Source organism: Streptomyces sp. NPDC001027, assembly GCF_040299045.1.
Taxonomy (GTDB): Bacteria; Actinomycetota; Actinomycetes; order Streptomycetales; family Streptomycetaceae; genus Streptomyces.
Genome location: NZ_JBEPBI010000274.1, coordinates 1 through 9904, shown reverse-complemented (window position 1 = coordinate 9904; position 9904 = coordinate 1). Strand labels below are relative to the sequence as shown.

At 70.7% G+C, this 9904-nt stretch carries 7 protein-coding genes; all 7 read right to left on the bottom strand.

Going from position 1 to position 9904, the window contains the following annotated elements:
- Positions 1-53: 53 nt before the first annotated feature.
- Positions 54-1751 (bottom strand): RICIN domain-containing protein, encoded by a 1698-nt coding sequence (locus ABT300_RS37575; RefSeq protein ID WP_351685807.1) that lies wholly within the window; start codon positions 1749-1751, stop codon positions 54-56.
- Positions 1752-1878: 127 nt separating this feature from the next.
- The gene (locus ABT300_RS37570; RefSeq protein WP_351685805.1) at positions 1879-4005 is read right to left on the bottom strand and encodes a beta-galactosidase; all 2127 of its coding nucleotides are present in this window, start codon (positions 4003-4005) and stop codon (positions 1879-1881) included.
- A 47-nt stretch (positions 4006-4052) separates the two neighbouring features.
- Positions 4053-4991, bottom strand: coding sequence for a carbohydrate ABC transporter permease (locus tag ABT300_RS37565; protein WP_351685803.1), 939 nt, complete (start codon positions 4989-4991; stop codon positions 4053-4055).
- Positions 4988-5932 carry a carbohydrate ABC transporter permease gene (locus ABT300_RS37560; RefSeq protein ID WP_452990060.1) on the bottom strand — a complete coding sequence of 315 codons (945 nt, stop codon included), beginning with the start codon at positions 5930-5932 and terminating at the stop codon, positions 4988-4990. Before ABT300_RS37560 ends, ABT300_RS37565 begins: the two co-directional genes overlap by 4 nt.
- Positions 5933-6030: 98 nt before the next feature.
- On the bottom strand, positions 6031-7416 hold the full coding sequence (locus ABT300_RS37555; protein WP_351685799.1) for an ABC transporter substrate-binding protein: 1386 nt from the start codon (positions 7414-7416) through the stop codon (positions 6031-6033).
- A 431-nt stretch (positions 7417-7847) separates the two neighbouring features.
- Positions 7848-8939: a LacI family DNA-binding transcriptional regulator gene (locus ABT300_RS37550; RefSeq protein WP_351685797.1), complete on the bottom strand. Its 1092-nt coding sequence runs from the start codon at positions 8937-8939 to the stop codon at positions 7848-7850.
- Between the two features lie 254 nt (positions 8940-9193).
- Positions 9194-9763, bottom strand: a complete 570-nt coding sequence (locus ABT300_RS37545; RefSeq protein WP_351685795.1) for a TetR/AcrR family transcriptional regulator — start codon at positions 9761-9763, stop codon at positions 9194-9196.
- Positions 9764-9904 lie beyond the last annotated feature (141 nt).

Sequence of the window (9904 nt, the reverse complement as noted above, 5' to 3'; positions counted from 1 at the left end):
CGGTGGTTGCGCGCTCGGTGGTGGGTCCGGCCCCGGTGCCGCACGACCAGGGGCTAGCGGACGAGCCTCCAGTCCTGCGAGCCGTCGTCGGCCGCGGTCTGCAGGGTCAGCGGCGCCGACGCGGACGCGCCCGTCAGGAAGAGGCTCGTGTTCTTGACGGCCTGCAGCTTGTAGGAGCCGTCGGAGCTCTTGACGAGGTTCCAGCTGCCGGTCGGGCTGTTGTCGACCCACTGGCCGATGCGCTGCCCGGCGGTGGCGTTGCCCGTCCAGACGGCCGCGGCACGACCGCCCGACCTGTTCAGCAGGGTCGTGCCGCCGTCGGGCTCGGTCACCACGTGCCAGTACTGGGTGTACGGGTTCGCCGCCGCGCCGGAGTCCTCCAGGGCCACGTCCGGCGTGTTCCCGTTGCCGAGGTTCGCGTCGTTCGTCCTGTTGCCGGTGCCGATCACCTGGCCGGTCCTGCGGTTGACCAGCCGGTAGTAGGCGCCGACCGACTCGCCGTGGTCGACCTCGGCGAAGGCGATCGTGGACGTGCCCTGGTTGTTGAGGATCGCCACGCGGCCGGTGCCTTCGACGTACTGGAGGTTGCGGCTGTAGCCGGCGGGCGACGTCGTCTGGTACTCCGTCCACACACCGTCGCTGCGTCCGCTGTCGTTGACCCAGACGCTGCCGCTGTTCGCCGCGTTGTAGACCAGGCGTCCGTCGGGGAGCCGGATCAGCACCGGGCTGCCGCCGCCCGCGAGCGGACGGGAACCGGCGACGACCGGCAGCGAGCCGACCGACATGCCCGTCTGGCTGCCCCGGAAGAACTTCAGCGGGTCGTCGGCGATGACATAGCGGGTGTTGGCCCCGCCGCCCCAGTACTCGAAGGTGAGCATCCACTTGCCGTCGGCCGTGGGCACGACGTTGGTCATGCCGGGGCGGCCGCCGCCCGTCTCGGTCTTGCCGCCGCCCATGTCCTGGACGGATCCGGAGACGTCGACGACGGGGGCGCTCCAGTCGGTGCTCCTGCCGTCCCAGGTCCGGTGCACGAGGATCTGGCCGTGCGAGTCGGCGGCCGTGTCGTTGTCCGGGTCCGGCTCGGGGACGCCGGTGGCCGGGTCGAAGCCGACGTAGTCGTTCTCGTCGGAGTAGTAGCAGACCAGCTTGCCCTTGTAGACCATCAGGTAGGGCTCCCAGAGCGGGTCCACCTGCCGGTTCTCGTTGGCGGCGGCGACGTTCTGCCCGACCGCGCCCGCGCTGCCGCCCTGCCAGCCGCCCGTCGCCACGACGTTGACGATCTTCCAGGTCCTGCCGTCGTCGGTGCTGGAGTACAGGGCGATGGCCAGATCGCTGCGGTCGCCGTCGTTGGACGGGGTCCAGTTCGGGTCGGCCGCCTTGTGCTCCGTGTAGTAGTGGTCGTCACCGGAGACGACACTGGCCAGGAGGAGCGTGCCGGCCTTCATCCCGCCGACCTTCTGCGGCAGGACGTACAGGTAGGGGTTGGTCCAGTTGCTCGTGTACTTGGCGTACTTCGGGTCCTTGGAGAGGTAGGCGGGCGCCTTGACCTCCGACAGTGGCTGCCAGCTCGTTCCGTCGTCGTCGCTCTTGTAGACCGGGAGGGTCTGTCCGGCCGCGCTGCCCGACGACGTCACGACCGTCGACTTCTCGAACGACGCGACCAGCCGCCCGCTCGGGAGCTCGGCCGACTTCGGGTAGACCGCGCAGTTGCCCCGCCCCTTCAGACACGGCTCGCCGCCCAGCTGGTACATGGTGCCGCCCGTGGGGTTGTACGCCTGCGCGCCGACCACGGAGCCGGCCAGCAATGCCGCTGCCGCGATGGAGCTGCCCAGCGCCTTCGCTGCGGTACGTCTCTTCACTGCCCCTCCTTCGGGGAAATCACGGTGTCGCGGTGATCAGCACGCGGACGTCCCAGGGACCGAGCTCGAGCGGTGCGCCGGCGGGAACGGACGTGCCGTCCAGAACGTCGGAGAGATCGGCCGGCGCGCTCACGCGTGCGGGCTCCCAGCTCCAGTTGTGAACGATGTGGACCCGGCGGCCGTCGGGAGAGACGCCGGTCGTCGCGGTGACCGACTCGGGAAGGTCCTGCCACCCGTGGCCCGGGGCGGGCGCCAGCCATTCGGCGAGCGCCCGGGCGAGGTCGCGGCCCGGCGCCGTGCCGACGGCGGTGACCCGGCCCGCGCCGTGGGGCCGGGTGGTGACGGCCGGCCAGCGGCCGAAGTGCGGGTGGTCGTACCCGGCGAGCACCTCGGCGTCGGTGACGTTCAGGCACTCGATCCAGTGGGTCGCGGCGGCGGACTCCGGGAGCCGCAGCGGGCTGCCGGGCGCATCGCGCACGGGGACCTCCCGGTGGAGGTTGCTGAACTCGTCGTACGTCGCCCCCGCCGCGTCGGCGAGGCGGCCGGGGGCGGGGGTGAGCCGGGCCCGGGCCTCGTGGTCGGCGTAACCGGTGCGGGGTCCGAGGACCAGGTGACCGCCCGCATCGGCGTAGGCCGCCAGCCGGTCGAGGGTGACGTCGTCGACGACGTACAGCGCCGGGACGACGAGGACCGGGTGGCGCCGTACGGCCTCCTGCGCGGTCAGCTCCCCCAGTTGCCGGGCGTGCAGGATCCGCACCTGACGGCGCGCGTCGAAGGCGCCGCGGTAGAAGGGGTCGAAGAGGCGGTGGTAGGCGGCGGCGTCCGGTCCGCCCTCCGGGGTCGCGAGCGGCGGGTACTTCTGCATGAGCCACTTGCTCGGCGTCGAGTAGACCATCGTGATGTCGGCGTCCGGTTCGAGTCCGGCGACCAGCGGGCCGGCCTTCTCGAACTCCGCGCCCAGACGGGCCACTTCGGCGTACGTGCGGCCCGGCTGTCCGCTGTGCGGGAGGACGCCGCCCCAGTAGGTCTCCGCGCCGAAGCGCAGGGTCTGCCACTGCCAGTACTCGATCATCCGCGCGCCGCGCGCCACATGCGCCCAGGCCGCCTGGCGCCACTGGCCGTCGTAGCCGGGCCGGTTGTCCCACGGGAAGCCGATGGACTGGGCGTTGGTCTCGGTGACGAGGAAGGGCTCCTGGCGGGAGGAGAACATCCAGTCGGCGGTCTGGTACATCGACCAGACGCCGGTGGTCTTCCAGACCTGCTCGTGGGCGTCGGGGGTGGGGTCGGGGAGCAGGAGTCCGTCCTGCATGTCGTAGTACGGGTTGCCGGAGGCGATGTCGAGACGGGCGGCGAGCTCGTCGTCGGCCACCCCCTGGCGGGTGTACGAGATGCAGGTGGTGACGAACTGCCCGTCGAGGGCGTGCTCGCGGACGATGTCGGCCTGCCAGCCGATGAACTCGGTGACCTGGCGGGCCTGGAACTCCCGCCAGGCGACGTCGTACTGGGGCTGTTCGTTGCCGTCGGGCGTCCACAGGTCGGACCAGTCGGACAGCCGGTGCGACCAGTAGACCAGGCCCCACTCGCGGTTCAGCGTCTCGACGTCGCCGTACTTCTCCCGCAGGTGGTCCACGAACCGCTGGAAGACACCGTGGTTGTGGAAGAGGTGCAGGCCCGGTTCGTTGTCGACCTGCCAGCCGATGACCGCCGGGTGGTCGGCGTAGCGTGCGGCGATCTTGCGGATCACCCGCTCGGCGTGGAACCGGAACGCGGGGTGGGTGAAGTCGATCTCCTGTCGGGCGCCCCAGCCCATGCGCCGGCCGGTGGCGCGCTCGGCGGTGATCTCCGGGTACTGGCGGGCCAGCCACGGCGGTGCGGCGTACGTCGGGGTGCCGAGGATGACGGAGATGCCGCGTTCGTGGGCGCCGTCGAGGACGGGCTGGAGCCAGTCGAGGTCGAAGCGGCCGTTCTCCGGCTCCCAGGTCGACCAGACCGACTCGCCGACCCGGATGACGTTGAAGTGCGCCTCGGCCATCAGGTCCAGGTCGGTCTTCAGCCGTTCGTCCGGCTGGAGTTCGGGATCGTAGGCGGGCGTGTACTCGTGGTAGTACGCGGCGCCGAACAGGACACGGGCAGGCAGAGCCGCCATGGGGGGAAACCTCCGAGAAGACGTGGAGTGGGGGTGATGGGCGCGGGCTACTGCTTGACGCCGCCGGATGCGAGGCCGCTCTGCCAGTACCGCTGGAGCAGCAGGAACGCCACGACGAGCGGGACGATCGAGATCAGGGAGCCGGTCACGACCAGGGCGAACATGTCGCTGCTGGCGCCCGCTCCGCCGTTCTGCGCCTGAGCCGCCCACGAGGAGAGGCCCACGGTGACCGGGTAGAGATCCGGGTCGTTCAGCATGATCAACGGCAGGAAGTAGTTGTTCCAGGTCGCGACCAGGGTGAACAGCAGGACGGTCACCAGTCCGGGGCTCAGCAGTCTGAGGACGATGCGGAAGAAGATCCGGGCCTCGCCGGCGCCGTCGATGCGGGCGGCCTCGAGGATGCTGTCCGGGACCGCGTCCTCGGCATAGACGCGCATCAGATAGAGGCCGAAGGGGTTGACGAGGGAGGGCAGGATGATCGCCCACGGGGTGTTGACCAGGCCCGCCTTCGCGAAGAGCAGATAGGTCGGGATCGCGAGGGCCGTGGTCGGCACCATGACCGCCCCGAGCACCAGGTTGAAGGCGGTGCGGTCGCCGCGGAAGCGGAACTTGGAGAAGCCGTAACCGCCCGCGGCGGCGAGGAGAGCGGCGCCGACCGCGCTGACGCCCGCGTACACGACCGTGTTGAGCAGCCAGCGCACGAAGACGCCGTCGTCCTGGGTGAAGGTGTCGCCGAGGTTGGTCAGCAGTTGCGGAGCGTGCGAGAACCACAGGCCGAAGGTGTTGAACAGGTCCTGTGTGCTCTTGGTCGACGCGATCAGCAGCCAGAGCAGCGGGAGGAGGAAGTAGGCGAGGGCGGCCAGCATCGCGATGGTCAGCGGGGTGCTGCGGCGGCGGCCCGAGGACCGGCGTCGCGTGCCGCGGTCCGTGCCGGCGGTGCGCTCGTCGGTCGGTGCGACGGTGGCCGGGGGCGTGAGGGCGGTCACGGGGTCCTCCTGCGGTTCGCGGTGAGCAGGACGGCGTAGGAGGCGATCACGATGACGAGGCCGAGGAGGAAGGAGACCGTGGCCGCGTAGTTGACCTGCTGGCCGGTGAAGGCGAGCGTGTACGCATAGAGGTTGGCGGTGTAGGAGCTCGTGATGACGTCCGGGGCGATGTTCATCAGCAGCTTGGGCTCGTTGAACAGCTGGAAGCTGCCGATGACGGAGAACAGCAGGGTGAGCAGGAGCGCAGGGCGCAGGGCCGGGATCTTGATCGACCAGGCGATGCGCCAGGCGCCCGCGCCGTCCATGGCCGCGGCCTCGTACAGCTCGGTGGGGATCGTGCGCAGCGCGGCGTACAGGATGATCATGTTGTAGCCGACGAACTCCCAGGTCACGATGTTGGCCAGGCTGCCGAGCATCCAGCCGTCGCTGAGGAAGTCGGGGACGGGCAGGCTCACCTTCCGGGCGATCTGGGCGAACGGGCCGAAGTCCGGGCCGTACAGGTAGCCCCACATGAGCGAGGCCACCACGCTCGGCACGGCGTACGGCACGAAGATGCCGAGCCGGATCACCCGGGCGAGCCGCAGCAGGCCGCTGTCGAGGGCCAGCGCGAACAGCAGGGCCAGCAGCAGCATCAGAGGCACCTGGATCACGAAGAACAGCGCCACACGGCCGACGCCATGCAGGAACTGCTCATCGGTGAGGGCCTGGGTGTAGTTGTCGAGGCCGACGAACGCCGTCCCGCCGATCAGACGCTCCTGGAAGAGGCTGAGGTAGGCGGCGTAGCCGAGCGGCGCGAGGAAGAGCAGGAGGAACAGCACCATGAACGGTGCGACGAACAGCGGCCCTGCCGACCGGCGCCGGCTCGCGCCGCCGCGCCCGGGGCGTCTCGGCCCGTCTCGGAGCCGGCCCTTCGGGGAGGCCGTGGGTGTGGCGGTCATCATCATCGGCCCTTTCTGAGCAGAGGGTGGTCGGGTGGCGAGGGAGGGTGGCGCCGGGACGGGTCCCGCGCCGTGGAGCGGGACCCGGCGGAGGCGGACCGTCAGTGGACGGTGAAGCCCTGCTTCTTGGCGTAGGTGGTGAGCCTCGACTGCCAGGTCCCGAGCGCGCGGGCGGTGTCGGCGCCGTCGGCCAGGGACTTGCCGACCGTCTCGGTCCAGTCGGTGGCCGCCTGGTCGAGGAACGGCGGCCACTGGAAGGAGGAGCTGACCGTGGAGCTGATGTCGGCGAAGACCTTGTTCACCTTCTGGCCGCCGTAGAAGGCCGGCGCGTCGCCCACGAACGAGGCGTCCGTGAGCAGGGCCTTGGTCGCGGGGAAGAAGAACTGCTCGGTGGCGAACATCTTCGCGCTGGCCGGGTCGCTGTTGAGGAACTGCGCGAACAGGGCGGCCGCGATGGGGTTCTTGGTGGACCGGATGACGGCGGTGGTCGAACCTCCCCAGTTGCCCGAGCTCGGCTTCGACGCGTCCCACTGCGGCAGCGGAGCCGCTCGCCACTTGCCCGAGGTGGCCTTGGCGGAGCCGGAGAGGAAGACGGGGCCCCAGGCCGCGGTGATCCAGGTGGCGTACTTGCCCTTGTTGAGCGCGGCGTACCAGGAGTCGGTGAAGTCGGGTTCGACGCCGATGACCCCTTCCTTCGCCAGGCCGCCCCAGAAGGCGCCGAGCTTCTGCGAGACGGCGTCGTCGACGCTGATGGTGATGTCGCTCTTGCCGGAGGTGACGTACGGCTTGGCGCCCGCCTGCCACAGCAGACCGTGCCAGGCGGCGACCTGGTTGGCGGCGAGGTTGGTGAGGTAGACGTCGGGGTCGGCCTTGTGGAGCTTGCGGGCGGCGGCGGCGAACTCGTCCCAGGTGGCGGGGACGGCGATGCCGTGCTTGTCGAAGATGTCCTGCCGGTAGAGCATCCCCATCGGGCCGGTGTCCTGCGGGATCGCCCACACCTCGCCGTTCGTGCCGCTGACCTGGCCCCAGGTCCAGTCGACGAAGGTGTTCTTCAACGCGGCGGCGCCGTAGGGCCGAAGGTCCAGCAGGCTGTTGGTGATCGTGAACGTCGGGATCGCCTGGTACTCGATCTGGACCATGTCGGGGGCGCCGCTGCCGGCCTTCAGCGCCGTGCGCAGCTTGGTGTACTGCGGCGTGCCCTGACCGGCGTTGACCACCTTGACCTTGATGGCCGGGTACTTCTGCTGGAAGAGCGCGACCTCCTTGTCGATGTTCGGGACCCAGGTCCAGAACGTCAGCTCGGTGGGCGTCTTCATGGCCTTGTCGATGTCGGCCTGACTGACCGCCTTGGCGGAGGAGCCGCCGGAGCCGCTGTCACCGCCGCCGCAGGCGGAGAGGGCGCTCGCGAGCGTCAGGGCTCCGGTCGCGGCGAGGAAGCCACGGCGGTTCAGGGATGCCGAGGAGGCGGCTGAGAGGAATTTCGACATGGTGGACTCCGCAGAGGGCGTAGGGAAATCGGCGCACAGGGCGACGTGCTGTCGGAACGTCTGGAGGCTGGGTTCGACGGGCGGGACGGCGGGGCCGGCGAGGTGCGGGGGATTCCTCGCGCGGCCGAGCACGTGACGCTCGTCAGCCGGCAGAAGGGCTCACGCCCGGGGAGGCGGGAGGCGGGAGGAAGGAGGCGGGGCGGGGGCCCGGGCAGGCGGCTCGGGGAGCGGTGTCCGGGCCCCGCGCCGGTGAGTGGGCGCGGCGACGGCCGGATACGGCCGGGCCGGCTCGCGCACTCGGGTGCGGGTGGGTGTGGGGTGCGGGTGTGTGTGGAGGCGGACGAGCGCGGCGCGTCCTGGGCTGTGGCTACGGGCTGTGGGTGGGCTGATCTCCCATCGTGATCGAGGGACCCGGTGCGGGCGCCGGGCGGTCAGACCGGGGTCTCCCGGGGAGCGGGGGGCGTCCGGGCGGACGCGGTCGTGCGGTTCGGCGGGGGCGCCGTCGAGGAGCGGACCACGAGGTTGACCGGCGGGTCTTCCGCAGGGATGGGGTCCGAGTCCGGGTGCTCGATGGCATGCACCAGTCGCTTGAGGCCGTCCTGCGCCGTCGCGTCGAACGGCTGGCGCACCGTCGTCAGCGGCGGGGTCACATAGGCGGCCACCGGTATGTCGTCCAGACCGACGACGCTGATCTCCTCCGGTACCCGTCGGCCCGCTTCCAGCAGGCCGCGGATCAGGCCGATCGCCATGTCGTCGTTGGCGGCGAACACCGCCGTGACGTCATGGTCCTCGGCCAGCTCGCGTCCCGCGCGGTACCCGGAGGCGGCCGACCAGTCGCCTGCGATCACCGGCGGTTCGCGCCTGCCGTGGGCGGCCAGCGTCGCCCGCCAGCCCTCCATCCGGTCCCTGGCCGCGAACCAGCGCTGCGGACCGGCGAGGTGGTGGACGGTCGGGTGCCCGAGGCCGAGCAGATGCTCCGTGACGGCCCGGGCCAGCTGGTGGGCGACGAGACCGGCGGTCACCACCCGCCGGACGGCGAACGGCGGCGGCGCCCCGAGGATCAGGAACGGCACGTCGACGGGGATCGCGAGGTCGGTGTCGCCCTCCTCGTCGATCGGCTCGGAGATGACGATGCCGTCCACGCCCTGGTCGAGGAGCGAGTCGACGGCGCCGGCGATGCCCGCGGCGTCGCCCTCCACGGTGTTGACCACGCGGAGCGTGTAACCCGTGTCCCGCACGGCCCGCTCCAGGCCCATCAGCAGCGAGGCGGGGCCGTAGAGCGCCGTGCCGAGCGTCACCACGCCGATGGACCGGGTTCGGCCCGAGGCCAGTGCCCGAGCGGCGTGGTTCAGCCGGTAGCCGAGGGTCTCAGCGGCTTCCAGGACACGTCGGCGCACATCGCCGGAGACGTACTGCTCACCGTTCATGACCCTGGACACCGTCTTCTGCGAGACGCCCGCCAGCCGCGCCACGTCGATGCTGCGTGGTGCGGCGCCGGTGCTGCGGCCTGCCAGTCGTGCCATGGGTCTCTCCTGATCTCCGGCAGTCGCGCAACGCTGTCGTTCGGTATGACTGCGCTGACATGACTGCGCTGACATATCTACGCAGCCAGAGAGGGCTCGTCAAGGGTTTCCGCAACATTGCCGTCATCCGAAAGCAACGCACGACCGCCTCGACGACCCCTGCCGGACGCGGCTCGGCCTCTCAACTCCCTTTCCACGGCGGGAGGGTCAGCGAGATCCGGACTCCCGCGAGAGCTCGGGACGAGCGCGACGCGTCAGCGCACGCCCGCGGCGTCGAGCAGGACCGTCACCGTGGGAGCGACCAGACCTGTGGGCGTGTCGGCCTTGATTCCCGCACGGGCGCTGGCGCCGTCGAAGATCAGGATCAGCTGGCGGGCCAGCAGGTCCGGGTCGCTCGCCCCGCCCCGTTCGGCCTCGGCGCGGAAGAAGGCGGTCAGGTTCTCCTTGACCCGGTGGGCCACCCGGCTCGCGGGGTGACTCTGATCCTTGAGCTCGATCTGCACGGCCAGGAACCGACACCCCTGGAAGTCGGGGGCGCCCGCCTCCGACGCCAACCGGTCGAACACGTGCATGATCCGCTCGCGGGGCGAACGGTCGCCGTCGGCCGGAGGCAGCAGCGTCACCACGTAGGCGGCTGCGCGTTCCTCGAGGCTCGCCGCGAGCAGGTGGTCCTTGCTCTCGAACAGCTGGTACATGGAGCGCTTCGACACCCCCGCCGCCTTGCACAGCGCGTCGACGCCGACGCCGACGCCGTCTCGGTAGGTGAGCGTGGCCGCCGCCTCCAGCAGCCGCTCTCGGGGACTTGACTTCACGTCGGCGGTCATACGGCGAGGTTAACGCGATTCCGCCCCCTTGAAAACAGATCGGTTTCCGCGCGGGAGCCCCGGTGATCACGGCCGGGCCCGGCCATCCGCGCACGGATGCGCCGCCCATGGCGCTTGCATCGAGAAACCGATCGGTTTACC

Bases quoted from the DNA above. Each gene is read 5' to 3' on its own strand.
- ABT300_RS37560 (WP_452990060.1), bottom strand. From the start codon at position 5,932: ATGATGACCGCCACACCCACGGCCTCCCCGAAGGGCCGGCTCCGAGAC.
- ABT300_RS37550 (WP_351685797.1), bottom strand. From the start codon at position 8,939: ATGGCACGACTGGCAGGCCGCAGCACCGGCGCCGCACCACGCAGCATC.
- ABT300_RS37545 (WP_351685795.1), bottom strand. From the start codon at position 9,763: ATGACCGCCGACGTGAAGTCAAGTCCCCGAGAGCGGCTGCTGGAGGCG.
- ABT300_RS37555 (WP_351685799.1), bottom strand. From the start codon at position 7,416: ATGTCGAAATTCCTCTCAGCCGCCTCCTCGGCATCCCTGAACCGCCGT.
- ABT300_RS37575 (WP_351685807.1), bottom strand. From the start codon at position 1,751: ATGTACCAGCTGGGCGGCGAGCCGTGTCTGAAGGGGCGGGGCAACTGC.
- ABT300_RS37570 (WP_351685805.1), bottom strand. From the start codon at position 4,005: ATGGCGGCTCTGCCTGCCCGTGTCCTGTTCGGCGCCGCGTACTACCAC.